Raw genomic sequence first — 20,068 nt, 5'->3', positions numbered from 1 at the left:
GGCTCATCATCAGTAAAACGTATCTGATTTTTTATTTATACTGCATGGCGTTATCTTCCATGCTTTCTTTGTCAAAGATCAAATTATGATTAATGAAAGGGAAAACCTAACCATTATTTCATCAAATCTTGAAAGCTAAAACAGATTGCATAAGCTTCGCTCGTAAGTGTTCGCGTGTATCTTCATCGATGCCCCAATAAGTATTCCCTTGTTCATCACGGAGCTTACGCATAGATAAGCTTGTCATGTAGCTTCCATAATGCAAAACAACTACTTTCATTGCTTCTGGCTCACCCTTATTTGCAGCTAAAATAATTGGGTACGGCAATAAACCACGCTCGTTGTTTTCAATATTAGAATTAATCATCCCATTCATCTGCATGTTCCTCCAAAAATCGCTTCAACCGTTCAAAAGAGCTTGTCCGCCTATACTGAACTGTACTACGTGGAATGTCGAGTAGTTGACCAATTTCCACATCAGACAGTTGAAAAAAATAGTATAGTAGGACAGTGATACGCTTTTCTTTTGGCAGGGTACGCATCGCTTCAGCAAGTAATTTTGGAGTGATTTTCTTTCCAGCCACTTGAAAACTTTGTCCTTCTTCTCCTTCATATTGCTTATCTAAGGTAAAGAGTTGATTTTCCTCTTGTGGTGTGAGGTCAGAAAATGTCTTCTCCTTTGCTTGTTGTTGTCGTCTCTCGTTGTAAATATTGATTGCTTCATTCTTCAACACACGTTTACAAAAAGCATTAAATGCACAGCGAACTTGCCATTCGGTACGATCTGGTTCTATCATGCATATCCTCCCCCTTCGCAACCGCAAAGGTGGGTGATGATTTCCCCTTTCATAACCTTCAACAAGATTTTTTATAAAATGCCAAAAATATCAGTGATCATATTTTTTAAAAAAATATAAGGCCCAACTGATAATCAACCAGTTGGGCCTAAAAATTGATATTTTTACTAGATGCTGTTTGTTGTGACATTACTGCTATAATGATTTCATAATTATCCAAGATGTTTTTGATATATCGTAGCTTTAAAAAAAGTAAAATTAATGTCCCCTTATGAAATCCTTTTTTAAAGGGAGAAATGGAGGTTTAGATTTTTTTAATCTCCATTTGATAAATTCACTACATATAGTAAAGCCTTGTCCTCCTATATTACATACGATCATCAAACGCTTATCGCCAGCTTCGAATCGTTTCCAATATATTCTCTGTATAACTCCCTGCCCACTTTACAATTTTTTCGGCCAAACGGGGTAACAATAACAACAAAATGATCCCTGCTATGCAAGCTACTATAGCACGTGGTAATGTATCAATCACAATCATTATAATGGTCATATCAAACAACCTATACATATAAGGAGATAAAATCATCGCTATTGGCAGTAAATAACAGACAAAAGCAACAATAAAAGTTAAGAAACCTAGAAGAAATCTTGGAAAAACCATGATCCCCACAGCAAACCAATTTCTTTTGTCTGAAACTTCCTTTGTCACTTTATCCTGTGATTCCCACTTTAAACTAGGAATCTTGATGTGCGCATATTTTTCTGCTGCCTTTCGATCCAAATCCAGCAAAAAAGGAATCGTTCGAAAAACCCCTGCTAAAATCGGGATACCAACAACAGTAAAACTTACTCCAACGGAAAATATTACGCTTATTAAATAAAAAGCGAAGTATAAGAAGCCAATAAAAAACCAGAGGAACAAATAGACAAAATTTTTAACATTTGAGATAAGTAATTCCATATAAAAAACCACCTTTTCTTTTAATAATGAAATAAGCATTAGATTCCTAACATCTGGCACTTATTTCATTATCCATACTTCTCGTCATGAGGCATAGTGACATTTTGTCATTTGTTTTCATGACTGATATTCATCATGTCTTGTAGTAAAATGGTGATAGTCACAACATTAAATAAGCGGGGTTCTATTATGTATGACATGATCAAAAAGTGGTACTGGTATGACTGGATGGTATTTGCTGTTCGCTCTATTTGGTTACTCTCTGTCCTAATCGGCTTGTGGGAATTTCATAATGTTTTATCATTTCCAGTTTGGATTCTGTTTGGATTGCCTTTCATCGTCTTTTCAGTTCCGTTTTTAATTCAACAATTTTACAGAAAATATTTCATCCTTACGGAGATTATTATTTCCGGTGGTTATTGCATTATTTTGGCTTTCCTTCTTCCCGATTCAATCTGGCAGTTTATTCCGATTGCCTTTGTGATAGGTTTTTACAGCATCCAAAGAGTCTATATTTGGTCAGGATCTCTCACCATTATTGTCATTCCCTTTATCATCGGGATGGTGACAGATCAGCCTTTGACCGACACCGTTCTTCGTTTCATTTCAAACTATGGTGTAGCGTTTGGACTTGGCTATGCTTTTCAACTACTTGTAACCAACCATAAGCAAGGCTTAATCATACGTAAGCAAAACAGCGTGCTTGAACAATATGTGCACCAGGTGGAGCAACTCACATTGTTGGAGGAACGGAATCGTTTATCACGGGAATTACATGATACAGTCGGCCATACCTTTACAACGATGATCATGGGGATGGAGTCGATCCATTCTTCATTGACGGATGAAAAGGTTAGACGTAAACTAAATGTTTTACTGAACATGGCACATGACGGTTTAAAAGACATGCGAAAGCTTGTACATCAGTTGGAACCGTCAACAATGGATCTATCCCTTATTCAATATGTAAAACAGTTAATTGACAAATTTATGGAGAGTACGGATATCTCTGTAAAGTTTCGGTGTTTTGGAGATGAATACAGCTTATCGAAGGAAGTTAAATTAACAATCATTCGTTGCATTCAGGAAGCATTAACGAACGCTGTTAGACATGGGCGGGCAAGTGAAATCAAAGTATCTCTATACTTCGACAGCTTGGAGCTACGCTTGCAAGTTGAAGACAATGGTGTATTGGAACGGGAGAAAAAGATTGAGCTCGGTTTTGGCTTAAGTTCGATGAAAGAAAGATTGCAGGCCTTGCAAGGAAATTTATCCATACATACAGATAGTATGGAAGAAACAGTGATTATCTGCACCATTCCACGAAACAGCGAAACTAATACCGAAACGATCAAGGTAATCTTAGTAGATGATCAACCTGGCATTTTGGATGGTTTGAAGACAACTTTGGAGAGTCACAGTCAACTGCAAATTGTGGGTATAGCTGAATCGGGAAAGGATGCCTTGGCATTATGCAGCCACACCCAACCCGATATCGTACTCATGGATGTGAATATGCCAAATATGAACGGAATAGAAGCTATGGAGGCTATCAAGGAAAAGAATTCCCTGATCAAGGTTGTTATTCTTTCATCTTTTGAGAATATCGATCAAGCGGTAGAGGCACTACAAAAAGGAGCAAATGGGTATTTACTTAAGTCCATTCAACCGAAGGAGCTCATTGAAACCCTTCGTTTCATTCTCCGTGGAGATACCATTATCTATCATGAAATTGCTAATCAGGTGTTTGAAGAACTGAAGGAGCGAAATGTTTCAGATGATGAACATGACAAAAATGATTATGGACTAACATCCCGCGAAATTGAAATTATTCACTATTTAGCTAAAGGTATGCGCTATAAAGCCATTGCTGCCAGACTTTTTCTATCGGAAGGTACAGTTAGGAACTATGCTTCCGAAATGTACGCGAAACTTGGTGTAAGCAACCGTGACCAAGCGATAGAAAAATGTTTGAGGGAAGGATTAATATCGAAATGAAGATAGACATAGGAAATTAGGAATATCCTTGGATAACCTTGGGTATTCCTAATTGATGATTAAAAAGTGGCTTACATTCGCCAAAAAACAAAGACAAATAATGCCAGTGCAATAAAACTTGAAATAGTCCGTACATGGTTCCAAGCTGTCCATTTTGAATAGTAATCTTTCCATTGCCCCAAACTTTCTGGGTCTGTGGCTATTACATTGGCTAATGCATCATTTAATGGAACATTGCATACCGCCGTGACCAGTAAGCTTCCCAGAAGATATAACAAACTGCCAGTAAATATATAAATGGCATTCGGATCTTGCCAATTTAATAATGAAAGAATCACAAGTATGATACAAACAAGAGATGTTCCCATGAATACAGTAAGGAATAGTCGATTTAGCACAGTGCTATTTATGGACTGCATGGCCGAAATTCCTTGCTCTGGAGGGAGCCGGTAGAGAGCCTTCATGACAAATGCCGAAAATGCAAAGAACAATCCTGCAATCAGCCCAGATCCCAGTGATGCACCAAAAATTAGAAAGGGAGTGAGTTTTTCGATCATATTTCATCCTCCTCTTCCTCATTTTGGCTAATGTTGATTGAAGGGCAATTCTTCCTCATTTCATGAACCAATTGTTTGTAATTACTACTTTCAAATACAACGTGATCAAATTCACATCCCTTCAATTGAAGCATAACGACTTCATTTTGGTTATGATAGGCTAAAAAATATTTCTCATCTTTAATCATGAATATTCCAGCTTTATAACCAGATGTTGTGATACCAGTTCTCTTAATAGCCGCTGTCCATGGAAAAGGAAATTTCCCTACCCGAATTTCTTCAATGGAGGTGTAAGGTATTTTGATTTCCTTCCTCAAAGTTAAAGCCGCTGTCCATCCCGAAATATTCAGTCGTAATTCACGATCACCCGCCACAACTTGAAAACTCATCTTAATCTCCTCCAATTTATATAACCAATCATCCAAGGATTATTTAACCGGTAACCCGATTAAGGAAATCACATCGAAGGCAATTCCTTTCGGGATAAATACAATGTTGCAAATAATAAGCAGAAAACAATAAGTAATACGGATACCGTCATTGTGATGAAAAAGTGAGGCAGCACATTCCCTGACGTTATGATGCTAACAGCTTGATTGGATAAATGCGCTGGATTTAAGACTTGGAAGCCTCCCCCCAACATAGTAACAGTCTTCAAAAAGATGAGAACAAAAACAGACAACAATGCAATAGCCGGTGTTCTAGACAATAAAGCACCTATAGTGATTACAAAGGCCAACATAAATAAGCACCAAATGTAATAAACTCCCAAACCTGCTGCAATCCTAACCACGGAAACAGCTTGATATAAATAAAAAGTATAAAATACTGCTGACAGAAATCCGATGAATATGGAACCTGCAATCATGACTGCATGCCCCAATAATTTACTTAGCAAATATTCAACAATTGTCGTATTGCGCGTTAGAATAAACGCTAACATGCCATTATTTTTATCTGATGCGATGATGCCCATCGTCGCCATTACAATCACGATTAAGCCCATTTGGTCAAATTGATCGGTTAAGGCACTTGCTAATACTTCACTAGCCGTTAACTCTGGTAATGTGATCGTCATTCCATCAGGCAGTCCTCCAGCCATTTTCAAAATTTCTGGTAAATAAAAAGACGATAAAGGCTGCAGGATGCCCAAAAACATAAAAACAATGGGCAACCATAATAGTTTGTAACTTCTCCTTGCATCCAACCACTCTCTCTTTAACAGAACAGTGAAGTGTTTCATGATGATTTCACCATCCTTAAAAAGATTTCTTCCAAGTTTTCCTGTACCAATTCAAACTTTTGAATCGGAAGATGTAAATTTAAAATATTACTTAATAGCCAATCTCTCCCTTGCTCGATATTTTTCACTCGCACTTTGGCAGCATTTCCTGTTAACTCAATGGATTCAACAATGTCCTCATTCACAAGCCGGTGTGTCCACTCGCTTAATCGTGGCGCCTGAATGATAAAGATTGGTTTTTGAGTCTGTTCCATAATTTGATGAATGGATCCGTTAACGAGTAATTGCCCTTTATTTATGATCAGCATCTTATCGCAAAGTTCTTCAGCATCATGCAAAATATGCGTTGAAAAAAGAATGGTCGAATTCTGTTTAATCACTTTAAGCAATTCCAATATATCCCTGCGTCCTAATGGATCCAATGCAGAAACCGGTTCATCCATAATCAGTAATTTTGGTTGATGGATAAGCGCTTGTGCAATCCCTAACCTCTGTTTCATTCCTCCCGAATAGGTGCCAATAAGCTTATTTTCCACCTCACCCAGCCCTACCAGCTCCAACAATTCGTCGATTCTTTGTTCCAAAATCTCTTTCTCTATATTTGAAAGTCCACCCATGAATGTAAGCAATTCCTTTCCCGTCATCCATGGATAAAAAGTAGGGTGTTGCGGTAAATACCCAATAAATTTACGCATTTGATCATGGCGTTTTCCGTTAAGCAAAATTTTTCCACCTGTAAGTTTGTTTATATCTAATATCATTTTAATAATCGTTGTTTTACCTGCTCCGTTTGGCCCGAGAAGAGCCACACATTCTCCTTGATTAATATGAAAATCAACATTTTGAACGACTTCATGATTTCCGTACTTTTTTTGGAGTTGACTGACTTGAAGTAGGTGCATCTGAGCGTTGCCTCCTTCCTAAAACAAAATATAAAATGGGGCCGATGATGTTAACCAATATAATCACCGCACCCCAAAACCATTTATAATCCGCACTTTGATCTCTTTTTAATAAATCCCATAATGCCACAGAAAATAAGATTAGATGTAAGATTAAGATCGGCAAAAGTAATGGTAACCAAGCTCCAATTTCATCCATTCCAATGTGATAACCATAATGCATGTCAAAACCTCCCTACAATTCTTGTGAGTCTTGCGGAATAAACATGCTTGCAAAAATCCGAGTGGTTCGTTCAGGTGTTATCTCGTTGTGGACCACTTTCTCAATCGCCTGATGAATGGACTGGATAAGCTCCTTAAATTCTTCATCTGACAGATGCAAAGGTACATACGCATAGCTAAATCCTTCTTGTTCATACTGTTTAGGGGACGTATTCGCCAAATAAGACGTTGCTAATTGAAGTAAATTACCGTGGAATACGGAAAAATGACGGATATGATCCTCCTGTGAGATCGTTTCAATTTCGCTTTCAGGAATTTGCAAGTTATCTATTTTGACTGAGAATTTGCGTTCTTCTGTTCCTTTCACCTTTTTTGTTTCAATCACTTCAATTAAATTTGCTTCGAGTAAAAGATTGATATGACGATATAACGTAGCTTGAGGAACATCACCAAGTATCTCGACAAGTTGAGCAATCGTCAGCGGTTTGTTTAGCAACAATTGCTGTACAATTCGCATCCGCACGGGATGAAGAAGTAAATCGGCATTTCCTTTCATTGGTTTATTACCTCCAAATTATTATCATTTTATAAAATGATAATAAAATATCAAAACTAGATTGTCAACTACCTTTTATATTGACTCTATAACTACTTCCCCTTCGCATAAAGGTACTTCGAATCCGTTTAGGTAAGATGTTAAAGTATCTTCGGTGATTGGAAAAGCTGCATTTGCATCAAATCTTTTACTCCGTACATCCAACCGTTTGCGAATAATTTCAGGACTAACTTTCAAATAAATAAGTTTCCACTCACCACCAGCTTCTTCAATTAGCTGTTTGTATCCATCTCGTTTGGCTTTTTGCCAAAAACTAAAATCAATAACAACCTTTCGTTTATCCTGAATTAGACGTATCAATTGATTACGAAGCCTTCTTTCAGCTTCGACTTGATAATCGCCATATTTCTCAACAGGATAGTCTATTCCATAACGTCCATTGACCTTCCAAATCTCTTCATCAATTGAAAGACGTACAAACCCTTCTGTTTCTAAGCGTTGTGCGAATGTCGTCTTCCCTGAACCTGCTACACCACACATCATAATAATGAATGGATTTGAAGTTATTTGTCTTAATATGCCCTTTACATTTTCTTCAAAATTCGACAATACGATCACTCCTTAATAAATTCACCTTTTTTCTCTATATAATCGGGTTACTTGAATTTTCTGCCATAAGTTTTGCAACAATGGATTTCCACTTGTCATTCGTTCAGTAATTAAATCGATTACTGAAATCCCCCCATTAGTTATTATTAAATAGTTTGTTCTCACGATTTAGATCTTGTTGATACAAGGGATCTATGTTTCCATGTTAAAAGCACTGTACCAGATAAAAAGGCTAATACTCCTACTATATAAGGGAAATAAGTGTTAATATCAAATAAAATCCCCCCTAATATAGGACCGACTACACTCCCTAGGCTTACATATGCATTATTCATACCCGCAATAAATCCTTGCTCATTTACAGCTAACTTGGATAGCACTGTATTGATAACTGGACGCAGGATGGAAGTCGCTGTGTAAAGCAAACATGTCAGCAATAAGATACTCCAAAAGCGTGTGGTGAATAAGAGAAATAAAAAACTTATGCCACCTGCGATCATTGTTCCGTTCATAACCTTCGATTCACCAAAAAGGGAAACAAATTTATTCGTTAATGTCAGTTGAACAATGACACTTACTAATGCTGATATTGTGATTACCATTGCAATATCTTTTGCCGTGTATCCGAATTGTTTGTCAACAAATAAGCCAAAAATTGCTTCAAATATATATAAAGATACACTATAAAGAAAGACCAATAGCAACGGCACAACATAAGGTACCTGAACTGAGCGTAATAATTGCTGTATCATAGATTTGGTTGAAACAGTCTCTGCTTTCGCCATCTGTGTCTTTTTTTCTAAGGATTCAGGTAGTAAAAAAAATGACAGTAAAAAGGCAACAAAGGAGAGAACAGCCGCAAAATAAAAAGGAACAGATAAACCATACGCTGTCAAAAAACCACCAATTCCAGGTCCAATGACAAAACCAAATGAAATGGACGCATTAAGGAAACTCAGGCCCTTAGTCCGTTCTTCTTCTGTCGTTATATCAATAATGCATGCCATCGCACCGGGAATTAAAAGTGAGACTGCGATACCCGTGAGAAACCTTCCCAAAAACAGCACCCAAAAATGAACAGAAAAAGCAAAAAACAATTGAGATAAAGTAAGACAAATTAAACCCATCACAATGATTCTTTTTCGACCATAGCGATCAGCAAAACGTCCAGCAACTGGAGATAAAAACAGTTGAATGATGCCGTATGTCGCAACTAGTAACCCCATCATTTGTCCGTTTGTATTGAATTTATCCATAAAGGCCGGTAATATCGGGATAATCAATCCAAATGCAGCCGTGGCGATAAACACACAAACCATTAAAATAAAGAGTGTATTTATCTTACTCGGTTTAGATATCAAATCATCACTCACCTTTTTTTAGATTTTGTTACACTTTAATGTTAATAAAGTGTAAAATTCAAAGGAAACCTTCAAAATATGAGCTTCCATTATTCTTGTCAAAATAACACCCTCCGCTAGATTAAAATTAAATTTTTAAAACCATTAAATCTTCGTCAAAATACTTCCCGTTATCTTTTAAAGCATTCTTTTCTACTCCGTAATTTTGGAATCCTATGGATCTGTATAGATTCTTTGCAGGCTCATTATTGGATATCACTGTTAAATTAATTTGTTCCAAGCCGATGCAATCTTTTGCCTTTTTTAACAGTTCAAGCAGGAGCAACTTCCCTAATCCTTGTCCTCGCATTTCTGGCTTCACAAACATTCCGAAAACATTCCCTTTGTGAGCAGTTTTAAGACTACTTTCACGCACAAAAGTCACAATTCCCACTAATAAATTTCTATCCTCAAAAGCACCCAAGACAAATTTGTTATCGTTTGGTTTTAATCGTTCTGCTACAGTTTCAAGAGTGAATTTAGCCTCTCTCTCATAAGTTGAGCCAAATGCTTCAGGGTTGATTTTTAATGCACTTAAACGTAATTCTTGGTATAACTGAGCATCAGACTCATTTAAAATTCGTATAGTCAATAGCTTCTCCCCATTTCCTTTTCTCCACTTAATAATCATATTACTTCTTAAACTTGCATAGATGCTATTTCAAATACTAAAGTCGACCCCAATGTCAAGACAATACTTTTTTAAAAATAAGGTAGGTTAATAGATTGTGTCTTTGCCCTTTCACGGTTAAAGCGAGTACTTGCCTCACTGAAAATGGGAACCACTTTTTCGATGTTAGAGCCAGCCTTAGCGACAGCTGCTTGCCATTGACCGCCGCGCCCGATTCTTAGCAGGCGATGGAGGGGGGCCACGAATGCTTAGAATCGATTTGTCCGTGTTACAACCTAAATTCCCGGATTGTATAACGAGAACCATCAAAACCCTTGAAAATAAAGGACTTTACCTCGTTATAATATTATTAATATATAACATGGTATTATGAAGGGAAATCATTATAAACGCTGTGAATAAAGGCTTTCACCAAAAATCCTCGTTATAAATTCCGGGAACGCAGGTTACAATTTAAAGAAGAATCAGCCCCTTCAGGCTATTTTTTGGGTATCCTGCGTGGGCTCAATGAACACGGACAAAAGCAAGGTCAATGGTGGTGGACAACCGGCGATCCACCTACCCGAAATAAATAGATGCTGGTGTTTTATAGTTTAATGACTGATGGGGACGTTTGTGATTGTAAAAATCTATATAGTCCCTTATATTTTTCCTTGTTTCCCTTGGAGTCTCGTATTCTTTTAAGTACACCTCCTCGTACTTTATGTTTCGCCAAAAACGTTCGATAATGATATTATCCAGTGCACGACCCTTTCCATCCATGCTGATTTTAATATTCTTTTCATTTAACAGATTAATATATTTTAGACTAGTAAAATGGCTTATTTTAATGTTTTTGTGCCATTTGAATAACATCTTTAAATTTCACTTTTCCGCTGTAATTCATGACGCCGTTCACGTAAATTCTACTTGCTAAGTGGTTAATGATTGCAATGCTAGCTAGAAGAATGACGATGGTAATGCCCATCTCCGCATAGCCCGCTTCGCCGGATACGATTCTTGAAAATGTCACAATCGGTGATGTAATTGGGATATAGGAGCTAACAACAACAAGTTTTGATGCAGGGTTAAAGATGGAGCTTATTCCGATAAAAAAAGCCACCATGATGCACATAATAATCGGGAAAGAAACTGAACCTAAGTCTTCCGTTCGGCTTACGACAGCACCGACTGCTGCATATCCAATCGCATATAATAGATAGCCGAGAACAAAATAAATGATAAAGGAAGCAACCACGATTCCGGTTAAATTGCTTAGATCAATATCAAAGCCGAAGAATGAAAATTGTTTCCCATCAATCCAACCTAAGGAGTAACTTGCAAGAAAGCCTAGAAGCATGATAACAATTTGCACTAGTCCCGTGACTAACTGTACAAGAATTTTTCCATACATCATATAGATCGGCTTTACTTTCGGTATCATGATTTCCATAACACGCGATGCCTTTTCGGCAGTAATGGTATTTGCAATCATTTGACCTTGACCGAGGATTAACAAATACATTAGGATAACAAAAATATAAACGATCCCCACTGTTCCAGTCGTATCTTTTAATGCTTTGTTTTCTACTGGAACGGGTGTTACCAGTTTAGCCGCAACCTCCGGGTTAACGTTCGAATCCGCAATTGTTTTATTGATCCCTACTTGTTGGATTTTTTGAGTTAGGATGGCCACTAGCTCTTGATCAGCAAAAGATTTATACGTGTACGTCAATGCGGGTAAACCGTTCTTTTCTTTCATTTCGATAATGCCATCGAGCTCCCCGTCTCTAACTTGTTTCTTTAATTGCGCCAGATCGCCTTCTTCTTGTAAAAACAGTTTTACCGAATTCAGGCCTTTATTTAGCTGATCGATATTTGTTTTGTAGGACGTTGGATTAATGAATGCGACTTCATCCTTTGACCCGTTCGACGAAAAATGACTAAAGCCAAAAATCCCAAGTACAATTACAATTGTAATTAGATTACCGAAGATAAATGACTTCGAAGTCAATCCGTCTTTCAAATGAAACTTAAAAACGGTCATAAATTTCCCCATATTATCCCACCTTTTCAATAAAGATTTCATTTAATGTCGGCTCTAACATCCTGAAATTGCGAATGGGGATCGAGCGTTCCTCGAATCGGTTGAGAAGTTGAATCGCTTCTTTATCATCCGTCACTTTCACGACGATGTCCGCTTGTCCTTTTTCAAAAGGTATTTTCCAATCATGAAGTGCAGCTTCAACAGCTTCACTGTTCGAAATCGTTAAATTACGGAAGCCGTAATCTTGTTTAATTTGATCCAATCTCCCTTTAACGATCGCTTCTCCTTTTTTCATTAAACAAATATGCTCGCAAAAGCTTTCAATTTGCTCCATTCGATGACTCGACAGAATGACGGTTTTTCCTGCTTTTATTTGCTCTTCAATGATCAAGGATAACAGATTGGCATTTACTGGGTCTAAGCCACTGAATGGTTCGTCTAAAATAATCAATTCCGGATCGTGTAACAATGTTGCGATTAATTGAATTTTTTGCTGGTTTCCTTTTGATAATTCATTTGCTTTTTTTGTTTTATATTCGGTTATTTCAAGTTTTTCAAGCCAATGATCAATTGCCTCATCAACTTGTTTGCGGCTCATACCTTCAAGCTCACCAAAATAACGAAGTTGTGTGACAATCTTCGTTTTCGGATAAAGTCCCCTTTCTTCAGGAAGATAGCCGATTGAGACATTTGCCTGATCAAGCCTTTTTCCTTCCCACGTCATTTCCCCTCGATCCGGTGATAATAAGCATAGCAACATTTTAATTGTAGTTGTCTTGCCCGCTCCGTTTCTTCCAAGAAGTCCGAGTACCTCCCCCTTTTTCAAAGAGAAGCTAAGATTTTTAACAGCTTTCGTTTCCCCAAATGACTTACTTAATTGATAAATTTCTAACCCCATACATTGCACCTCTATTCTATTAATATTTCTGATAATAAAAAGCTGCTTTCACAACTTCTCATGCATCACATTTTCGTCATGAGTTCTGCTGAGCGATCTGAATAAGATTGCCGCATGTATCGTCGAAGACAGCTATTGTGACTTCCCCCATTTCTGTCGGTTCCATGGTAAACTTCACTCCAAGTTTCACTAATCGTTCGTACTCTTTTTGAACATCTTGAACCCCAAACATCGTTGCTGGAATGCCTTCGGCATATATCTTCTTTTGATACTCTTTCGCAGCTGAATAATAAATTGCAATGCGGATTTCATACCTTTGGGGAATTTGGTTACATGTTTGTTTTCATGTAAATTAAAATCAGTTAACAGTTCTTTTGCAAAATTCATATCGAAATTCGGATTGTAATAATCACCAAAGCGTAACGCATCTTTTACCTTCCAAATCACACTGAATGGATGTTCCTCTTGCATATAACATAAATGATCAGATGTTTGATTACGATTATATGGATTAAATCCAAATAGAGTTATTTCACCTTGATCAGGTTTTAAATGGCCAGCTAACAGCTTCAATTGGATCACTCTCCAACAAATTCAAGCCATTTAATATTTTGGTTGAATCATAACTGTAATGAACCTTATTGACTTTTATCATGATTGTTCCTCCATTTACATCTGAAAGTCTCCTGCCGATGAATTCCTTTATAGTACGTTGGATTCATTTCTCCTCCACAGTTTTCACATTGAAACAGACTGACATTCACCGAAATGGTGTGTACACATTTCATTTGACTCAGGAACATCAATTGGACCATTAATCGAACTGTTAAGGTTCCTTATCTATTTTATACATTAGATGATCTGCAAAATTCATGAATAATTTGTGCTTTTATCTCTTCAATGGGAAACTTCTGCGGATAGGTAGATATCATCAGCATGCTGCCTTGAAGCACGGACGAAAAATATAGCGACCGTTTCCTCGGCTCATTTATTCCCATTCTTTCAAATATTTCACATTGAAACTCAAATTGCCTGGCATTTTCTTCAATAATGAGATAACTGTATTTTATCAACTCTTCATCAGCTTCTGGCTGAGTTTGCAAATGAAGATAGAACCGATGAACTTCCGGATTTTGATAAATGTTATCAATGGCGCCATTGACTATATATTCAAGCTGTTCACTAGCAGTCTCTAAAGTGGTTGCTTCTTCCATGACTTCAACCACTTCTCTGATTCTTGTCTCTACCATTTCAGCAAGCAGCTCTTCTTTTCCTTTGTAATAGTTATAGAGCAAACCTTTCGAAATCCCCCCTTGTTTAGCTATATCGCTTATAGAAGTAGCGTAATATCCCTGCTTCATAAATAACTCCATAGCCGCAGCTCTAATTTTTTCTTTGGATGCTTGGCGAATACGATTATTCTCTTCTGGTGTACGTGGCATTTTAACTTCATTCCTCCATAAAAGCAGTGATTGCCTGATTTAACGCTTCAGAATGTGTCAGGGTCAAGATATGATCAGCATTTGGTATTTCAATAAAATTGATATTTGGAATTTTTCAAAAGTGTTCAAGAGCAAGAAAATTTTCAGGTAAATCCTTTTCGCCAATAATAAATAATGTTTTGGCAGTCAACTCTTCTAATCGGTCGATGGCAGGAGGATTGGGCCATATCATTTCAAAAGCAGGTCCACCCAACACTCGTTGAAACTGATCTTGAAGCATTTGCGTGGCCAGATTTCTTTGCGGACTATGGATAACGACTTGATACATTGGAGAATGCAGCATCAAATCTACTCCACATCCGGGGCAGCCCCCATCACCTCTTGCATTATTTGCTCATATTCTGTGTAACCTTGAAATCCTGATAAAGCAGGAGCAATTAAAACAAGGTTTGTGACTTTTTCCGGATAAGTTAAAGCGAATTCAGTTGCAATTTGCCCACCAATGGAATGACCGATGATGGTTGGCTTATCAAGCTCAAGCTCATCTATAAAAAACCGCATATCTTCCACATAGTTAACTTGGTCTTTCGGAGTTGGTGATTGACCAACACCTCGACCATCAACAGAAATTACTTGATAATGCTTAGCCAGTAGAGGTGCCAAGTAATTCCATTCCCGCAAATCAGTACCTCCGCCATGGATCATAACAACTGGATGTCCAGTACCATTAATCTCATAGTACAAATCCATTAAGATCCCCATAAAATTCAAGTTTATCAACATTTTATCTTTGAATGAACGTTTAGTCAATAAAAAATTACCATTCACTTTCAAAATAATTGGCTATCTATACTTAGGAATTAGAAGATTTCAAATTGCCCTTCATTAATTTACAAATGGATAAGAATATTGACGTGCTTTCCGATTGAATCCCTTACATAATCGCCGAACACCCTATGGTTCCTCAGCTGGTCCATAATCAATTGGAAATCCTGTTTCTTTTATGCGAGCTAGTGCGTTTTCAAGATCATCAACTTCAATTGAAAAATCAGGTACTGGTGTCCCGAATCCACCTGATGGAAAGAAACAGATTTAAACGTCTATTTTCTCATGCGAGCCATAGGTTGGGAGTAGAATTTGGAGCAGTGCTTATCCCTGTTGTAGATGCCACTTATAAAGGTATGCCGGAAGAACAGGTTTCTCATGGCATCAGTATCACGCGGATTGCTCAACAAGTAGGTGGAGCATTTGGAACTGCAGTGCTTGCCGCCAACTTACAGAGTCAATTGATTCATGGACCGATGCTCGATGTCGCATCACGGGCCAATGCGTTCAATTATACTTTCTGGTGGACAATCGGATTTACCGCGTGTGCCATCATTCCGGGGGTTTTTCTTCCAGGGAACAGACGGAAATCGTGGTCTTTTTTTGAAGAAAAAGATTGATAAAAGGAACTAATAGTGTTTAATCACATGAACCAAAAAATAGTTGGTATGACCGACCATAAATGATTGACCATAAAATATGGAGATAGAAAACCTGTAAAGTATATTTTTTGGGCTTACCAACTAAAGTGTGTAAATTATTCGGGTAATCGGATTTTAGTGTGGAAACTCATTTTTATTTAATTAATGATCATAAAGCACTATTTCGGATTATCGTGTAGGAAAATATATTTACTGAAACATAATAATTTTGGGAGTAGAAATTATTAGCGGGGTTTTCTGGTGAAATTATTACCCTAATGAATTGCTAAGTTAACCACATTCATTCTCATTAGAATGTGGATTTTTTATGACTGATCGTCCCATATTTACAAGATAATTTACATAACTAAAAAACAAAAATATTAATATAAAGGGTTGAAACTATACACTGGTGTCGGTATAATCCAAAATATAAAACGACATAAGTGTATAGTTTATTGTATACCCTTTGTCAATCATTATGGAGGCGGCTTTATGGCACCAAAAGTTAGCGAAGAATATAAAAAAGAGAGAAAAAGAGAATTGATAGAAGCAGCCAAGAAGGTGTTTATCGAGAAAGGATTTGTTCGCACATCTATGCAAGATATTATGGACAAGGCTGGAATATCCAGAGGTGCATTCTATAGTTATTTCGATAATATTGATCACGTTTTTATCGAAGTCTTAAAATATGATGACCAAAAAGACATTCAATATTTTGTGTCATCTGATGAAGGTCCAATATGGCCACAATTAAAAAAATGGGTTGAAGAACAGCAATTTTATATTGAGGCAATTGAGCAAACACTGCTCTATGCAAAGGCAGAATTCTTTTTATCATCTAATTACGCAAATAATAAAGATAATTTCCCTTACATTTCTGAACGCTACAAGCGAACTACTGAAGCTATAGAAGAAGTATTGAATAAAGGTATGCTTAAAGGAGAATTTAGACCTCAACAATCTACTCGTTCTATAGCACGGTATCTCCTATCATTTATAAACGGTTTAATGTTGGACACATTTCAATTGGGACATGAACAAACAAAAGTAAAGGATCAATTATCCGTCTTACTTTTTTCTTTAGAAAAATTAATTAATCCAAAATCTGCACTATAAGGAGTGATCACTATGTTGTTTGAATCATCAAGAGTGAGATTAAGAAAGATGACAAAGGAAGATACAGAACTTTATCACAAGTGGAGAAACGATATGGAAGTTATGCATTCCACCAACTCATCTTTAGATGTTTATCCAATGGAAGCAACTAAAGAATTTGTAGATCATGTTATTTTGGGATCTCATTCAGCCAAATGCTATATTATGGTTGAAAAAGGAAATGAAATACCAATTGGCATTGTATCATTAATCAACATTGATTATAAAAATAGAAATACTGAATGTATTATTGACATAGGAGAAAAGGAATATTGGGGAAAAGGCTATGGTTTAGAAGGCTTGAAATTACTGCTGGATTACGCTTTTTACGAAATGAATCTCCACCGAATTTCCCTTAAAGTATTTTCATTTAATGATAGAGCTATTCATTTGTATACTAAAATTGGTTTTCAACAAGAAGGAAAAAGTAGACAAAGTCTATTTAGAAATGGTGAATGGCATGACATCATTCATATGGGGATTTTGCAAAATGAATACTTTGAAAATCAAGTAAGAAATGTATAAATATGATTATTTTTATTCTTTATAGGGTGGGGTTATATGGAAGTACAAAGAAATGACAGGCAATTTAGTGTAATTCCTATTATGATATCTTTATTGCTGGCAGGATTTATAGGTTTATTTTTCGAAACAGCTTTAAATATGGCTTTCAGTGATTTAATGCAGGTGTTTCAGATAAATGCATCTACCGTTCAGTGGTTAACAACGGGCTATCTTTTAACCATTGGCGTTTTAGTACCTATTTCGGCACTTCTAATCCAATGGTTTTCAACAAGAAAGTTATTTATAACTTCAGTAGTATTTTCTATTTTAGGTTCAATAAGTGCCGCAATTGCTCCAAGTTTTAGTTTGTTATTAATAGGGAGAATGCTTCAAGCTATTGGTACAGGAGTACTCCTTCCATTAATGTATAATGTTGTTTTAGTAATGATTCCTCCCAAAAAGAGGGGGACGGCTATGGGGTTAATAGGATTGGTAATGATGACATCCCTTGCACTTGGTCCTACAATTTCTGGGTTGGTGATTGAAACCCTAAGTTATCATTGGTTATTTTGGTTAGCAATTCCCTTCTATGTAATTGCCCTGTTGTGTAGTGTGTTTTATATGCAAAATGTTTCTACAATAACCAAGCCAAAAATCGATTTATTGTCAATACTTCTATCAACAGTTGGGTTTGGGGGAATAGTATATGGTTTTAGTGGTGTAGGGCAAACAGAAGGTACATCAATTTCCATAGTGACTATAATCATTGGTATTTTATCACTATTACTATTCTCTATTAGACAGTTCTCTATTAAATCTCCTATTGTCAATTTGAAGGCTTTCAAACAGCCGATGTTTGCATTAGGTACTCTGACTGTGGTAGTTAATATGATTATTATTTTAACAGCTAATCTTCTTCTACCTATTTATCTTCAAGACGGTATGGGCTACACCGCTTTGGTGGCAGGGCTAATTTTACTTCCTGGTGGAATCTTGAATGGGATTATGTCACCTATCACTGGTCGTTTATTTGATCGATTTGGTCCAAGATGGTTAGTGATTTCTGGTTTTTTCATAGCCTTTGTTGTACTTTGGATTTTCTCCAATGTTGAATCGAGCACATCTGTTAAAGTAATAATCACACTGTATATGTGTTTGATGCTTGGAACCTCAATGGTTATGATGCCAGTGCAAACTAATGGATTAAATCAATTGGATACAGAGCTATATCCTCATGGTTCTGCGATAATAAATACAATGTAGCAAGTGGCAGGTGCCATTGGAACGGCTACAGCTGCAACAATGATGACAATGGGACAACAAAATTATTTATCTGGCATCACCGACCCGACAAAACCTGAAAATATAGTGGTTTCTCTCACATCAGGAGTACAAAATGCTTTTATTTTTGCAATGGTGGTGTCGATTATTGGATTAGTTTTAGCATTCTTTATCAAACGTGTAAAAGTTGAGGACTGAACACAAAAACAGCATTACTCTAATCAAGAAGTAAAGTAATGCTGCGTTGTTTATTTTCCGATTCCCCATAATTCTTGCCTGGTATTCCCTAAGCACTATTGTAAACCAGCACATTATCCCAGACATCCAATTTCAAATTAATTCGGATGGATATCTGGGATAATGTGCTATTTTGATTCCTTTAGCTCATATTTGAAAATTATTAGGCATACTATTCCAGCCATAATTCCATATTCATACAAAAGGATCCCCCTTAAAAAGGGAGATCCAATGCCGGCATCAATTCTTCGGCTAAAATTCGCACTTTATAAACTTCGACCAATCGCAATGTGAAAGTGACATCATCCTCAAGTGTCACAATACAATCCTGATAATCCTCTTCAAAACACGCTTCAAAATAACGATGTTGAATGCGTATTTCGAAGTTCATTCCTGTAAATGTTTCATATTCTTGTTGTCCAATCCATATTTTCCAATTCTGTTCATCTACATCAAAAAACATGATCCCACGCCGCATTATAAACCACTCTCCTCGGCGGACATACGGACGATTTCCCCATCGATTTGTTCTTTCCTTAATTGGGCACCATATAAAAGGCCATTCGTGGCTAATCTGTTGATGGCACGTGGCCATCCTTGTGAACGTAAAGTGATCGCCTCCAGGGCGGCCTCAGTAAAAATGGGCATCTTGGCGCCAGCTCGTTTCATATGATGGTCTATATAAGCAGAAACATCCTCCTTGCTTAGTGGTTGTAATTGATAACACATAATAATTCTGATAACACATAATAATTCGCTGTGCCAACGGACGATGGTGATTCAGATTCAAGCGTGTTTTTAAATGTGGCAAGCCAGCTAGGATAAGGATAAATGGATTGGATGAATCCATTTGGAAATTCAGCTTATCCGAAATTACGGATAAGCTGAACTTCAAAATGGACGCCGAAGGTCCAATGGCGCTAGTTCTGGTAGGACAAAGTGAGCTTTGGGATCGACTTCGACTTCAGTCATTTGCCGCAATCCGTCAAAGAATTGACTTGCAATGTAAATTACCCCATTACGACCGATCTCAAGTAGGTGAATATGTAAAGCAACATTTGATGAGTGCCGGAGCGCAAAGAGACATTTTTACGGAGGCGGCTATTGATGAAATCTATCAATTTTCCAATGGGACTGCAAGATTGATTAATAAAGTTTGTACACATTCCCTGATCTA

At 37.0% G+C, this 20,068-nt stretch carries 24 protein-coding genes and 4 pseudogenes; 6 read left to right on the top strand and 22 right to left on the bottom strand.

The genetic code is table 11. From position 1 onward, the window contains the following. Positions 1–121: 121 nt before the first annotated feature. The 3 genes from MUB24_RS20295 to MUB24_RS20285 all read right to left on the bottom strand — a co-directional run bounded on the left by MUB24_RS20295 (position 122) and on the right by MUB24_RS20285 (position 1,761). Entirely contained in the window at positions 122–376 is a 255-nt protein-coding gene (locus MUB24_RS20295) for a helix-turn-helix domain-containing protein (RefSeq protein ID WP_077604217.1), read from the bottom strand. Beyond that, positions 360–797, bottom strand: a complete 438-nt coding sequence (locus tag MUB24_RS20290; protein ID WP_244707347.1) for an RNA polymerase sigma factor — start codon at positions 795–797, stop codon at positions 360–362. The genes MUB24_RS20295 and MUB24_RS20290 overlap by 17 nt, the downstream gene beginning before the upstream one ends. 388 nt (positions 798–1,185) lie before the next feature. After that, the gene (locus tag MUB24_RS20285; protein WP_244707346.1) at positions 1,186–1,761 is read right to left on the bottom strand and encodes a sensor domain-containing protein; all 576 of its coding nucleotides are present in this window, start codon (positions 1,759–1,761) and stop codon (positions 1,186–1,188) included. A 189-nt stretch (positions 1,762–1,950) separates the two neighbouring features. Between MUB24_RS20285 and MUB24_RS20280 the strand changes: the two genes are divergently transcribed. Continuing rightward, positions 1,951–3,759, top strand: coding sequence for a helix-turn-helix transcriptional regulator (locus MUB24_RS20280; protein WP_244707345.1), 1,809 nt, complete (start codon positions 1,951–1,953; stop codon positions 3,757–3,759). Between the two features lie 71 nt (positions 3,760–3,830). Here MUB24_RS20280 and MUB24_RS20275 read toward each other — a convergent pair whose 3' ends face one another. The 17 genes and pseudogenes from MUB24_RS20275 to MUB24_RS20195 form a co-directional block, all read right to left on the bottom strand. Beyond that, complete coding sequence (locus MUB24_RS20275; RefSeq protein ID WP_244707344.1) at positions 3,831–4,316, bottom strand: anthrone oxygenase family protein; 486 nt, start codon at positions 4,314–4,316, stop codon at positions 3,831–3,833. Next, positions 4,313–4,705: a hypothetical protein gene (locus MUB24_RS20270; RefSeq protein WP_212967444.1), complete on the bottom strand. Its 393-nt coding sequence runs from the start codon at positions 4,703–4,705 to the stop codon at positions 4,313–4,315. Before MUB24_RS20270 ends, MUB24_RS20275 begins: the two co-directional genes overlap by 4 nt. 68 nt (positions 4,706–4,773) lie before the next feature. Then, positions 4,774–5,559: an ABC transporter permease gene (locus MUB24_RS20265; protein ID WP_244707343.1), complete on the bottom strand. Its 786-nt coding sequence runs from the start codon at positions 5,557–5,559 to the stop codon at positions 4,774–4,776. Continuing rightward, positions 5,556–6,461 (bottom strand): ABC transporter ATP-binding protein, encoded by a 906-nt coding sequence (locus MUB24_RS20260; RefSeq protein ID WP_244707342.1) that lies wholly within the window; start codon positions 6,459–6,461, stop codon positions 5,556–5,558. Before MUB24_RS20260 ends, MUB24_RS20265 begins: the two co-directional genes overlap by 4 nt. Beyond that, complete coding sequence (locus MUB24_RS20255; protein WP_244707341.1) at positions 6,412–6,684, bottom strand: PLD nuclease N-terminal domain-containing protein; 273 nt, start codon at positions 6,682–6,684, stop codon at positions 6,412–6,414. Before MUB24_RS20255 ends, MUB24_RS20260 begins: the two co-directional genes overlap by 50 nt. Before the next feature lie 12 nt (positions 6,685–6,696). After that, complete coding sequence (locus MUB24_RS20250) at positions 6,697–7,239, bottom strand: helix-turn-helix domain-containing protein (protein ID WP_212967448.1); 543 nt, start codon at positions 7,237–7,239, stop codon at positions 6,697–6,699. A gap of 75 nt (positions 7,240–7,314) precedes the next feature. After that, a complete protein-coding gene (locus MUB24_RS20245; protein ID WP_280517090.1) occupies positions 7,315–7,848 on the bottom strand; it encodes a P-loop nucleotide/nucleoside kinase family protein in 534 nt (177 codons plus the stop codon). Between the two features lie 161 nt (positions 7,849–8,009). Further along, positions 8,010–9,209, bottom strand: coding sequence for an MFS transporter (locus tag MUB24_RS20240; protein ID WP_244707340.1), 1,200 nt, complete (start codon positions 9,207–9,209; stop codon positions 8,010–8,012). 127 nt (positions 9,210–9,336) lie between these two features. Next, positions 9,337–9,840 (bottom strand): GNAT family N-acetyltransferase, encoded by a 504-nt coding sequence (locus MUB24_RS20235; protein WP_095260036.1) that lies wholly within the window; start codon positions 9,838–9,840, stop codon positions 9,337–9,339. A gap of 597 nt (positions 9,841–10,437) precedes the next feature. Then, positions 10,438–10,701: pseudogene (locus tag MUB24_RS20230) on the bottom strand (transposase); the annotation flags it as partial. 4 nt (positions 10,702–10,705) lie between these two features. Beyond that, positions 10,706–11,917, bottom strand: a complete 1,212-nt coding sequence (locus tag MUB24_RS20225) for an ABC transporter permease (RefSeq protein ID WP_396426792.1) — start codon at positions 11,915–11,917, stop codon at positions 10,706–10,708. 1 nt (position 11,918) lies between these two features. Further along, the gene (locus MUB24_RS20220; RefSeq protein WP_244707339.1) at positions 11,919–12,803 is read right to left on the bottom strand and encodes an ABC transporter ATP-binding protein; all 885 of its coding nucleotides are present in this window, start codon (positions 12,801–12,803) and stop codon (positions 11,919–11,921) included. Between the two features lie 76 nt (positions 12,804–12,879). Further along, positions 12,880–13,092 (bottom strand): annotated as a pseudogene (locus MUB24_RS20215) (VOC family protein); the annotation flags it as partial. Beyond that, positions 12,993–13,376, bottom strand: a complete 384-nt coding sequence (locus MUB24_RS20210; protein ID WP_244707338.1) for a P-loop NTPase family protein — start codon at positions 13,374–13,376, stop codon at positions 12,993–12,995. The gene MUB24_RS20210 and the pseudogene MUB24_RS20215, both read right to left, overlap by 100 nt. A gap of 272 nt (positions 13,377–13,648) precedes the next feature. Further along, positions 13,649–14,245 (bottom strand): TetR/AcrR family transcriptional regulator, encoded by a 597-nt coding sequence (locus MUB24_RS20205; RefSeq protein ID WP_191811439.1) that lies wholly within the window; start codon positions 14,243–14,245, stop codon positions 13,649–13,651. Between the two features lie 115 nt (positions 14,246–14,360). Continuing rightward, positions 14,361–14,588, bottom strand: a complete 228-nt coding sequence (locus MUB24_RS20200; RefSeq protein WP_244707337.1) for a hypothetical protein — start codon at positions 14,586–14,588, stop codon at positions 14,361–14,363. A 5-nt stretch (positions 14,589–14,593) separates the two neighbouring features. After that, the gene (locus MUB24_RS20195; protein WP_244707336.1) at positions 14,594–14,995 is read right to left on the bottom strand and encodes an alpha/beta fold hydrolase; all 402 of its coding nucleotides are present in this window, start codon (positions 14,993–14,995) and stop codon (positions 14,594–14,596) included. A 326-nt stretch (positions 14,996–15,321) separates the two neighbouring features. Here MUB24_RS20195 and MUB24_RS20190 point away from each other — a divergent pair, with 326 nt between their 5' ends. The 4 genes and pseudogenes from MUB24_RS20190 to MUB24_RS20175 all read left to right on the top strand — a co-directional run bounded on the left by MUB24_RS20190 (position 15,322) and on the right by MUB24_RS20175 (position 18,852). Beyond that, complete coding sequence (locus MUB24_RS20190) at positions 15,322–15,690, top strand: MFS transporter (protein WP_244707335.1); 369 nt, start codon at positions 15,322–15,324, stop codon at positions 15,688–15,690. 516 nt (positions 15,691–16,206) lie between these two features. After that, positions 16,207–16,830, top strand: coding sequence for a TetR/AcrR family transcriptional regulator (locus tag MUB24_RS20185; protein ID WP_244707334.1), 624 nt, complete (start codon positions 16,207–16,209; stop codon positions 16,828–16,830). Between the two features lie 12 nt (positions 16,831–16,842). Next, the gene (locus MUB24_RS20180) at positions 16,843–17,394 is read left to right on the top strand and encodes a GNAT family N-acetyltransferase (RefSeq protein ID WP_244707333.1); all 552 of its coding nucleotides are present in this window, start codon (positions 16,843–16,845) and stop codon (positions 17,392–17,394) included. 36 nt (positions 17,395–17,430) lie between these two features. Next, positions 17,431–18,852, top strand: a pseudogene (locus MUB24_RS20175) (MDR family MFS transporter). Positions 18,853–19,105: 253 nt separating this feature from the next. On the opposite strand, the gene MUB24_RS20170 reads toward MUB24_RS20175, so the two are convergent. Then, positions 19,106–19,369, bottom strand: a complete 264-nt coding sequence (locus MUB24_RS20170) for a hypothetical protein (protein WP_244707332.1) — start codon at positions 19,367–19,369, stop codon at positions 19,106–19,108. Continuing rightward, a complete protein-coding gene (locus MUB24_RS20165) occupies positions 19,369–19,620 on the bottom strand; it encodes a hypothetical protein (protein WP_244707330.1) in 252 nt (83 codons plus the stop codon). The genes MUB24_RS20170 and MUB24_RS20165 overlap by 1 nt, the downstream gene beginning before the upstream one ends. Before the next feature lie 107 nt (positions 19,621–19,727). Here MUB24_RS20165 and MUB24_RS20160 point away from each other — a divergent pair. Beyond that, positions 19,728–20,068 (top strand): annotated as a pseudogene (locus MUB24_RS20160) (AAA family ATPase); the annotation flags it as partial.

It is taken from the genome of Lederbergia sp. NSJ-179 (assembly GCF_022867885.1).
In the GTDB taxonomy this organism is placed as follows: Bacteria; Bacillota; Bacilli; order Bacillales; family Bacillaceae_C; genus Lederbergia.
Note: the sequence above shows the minus strand (reverse complement) of the source record. Positions and strands in the feature narration are given on the sequence as shown.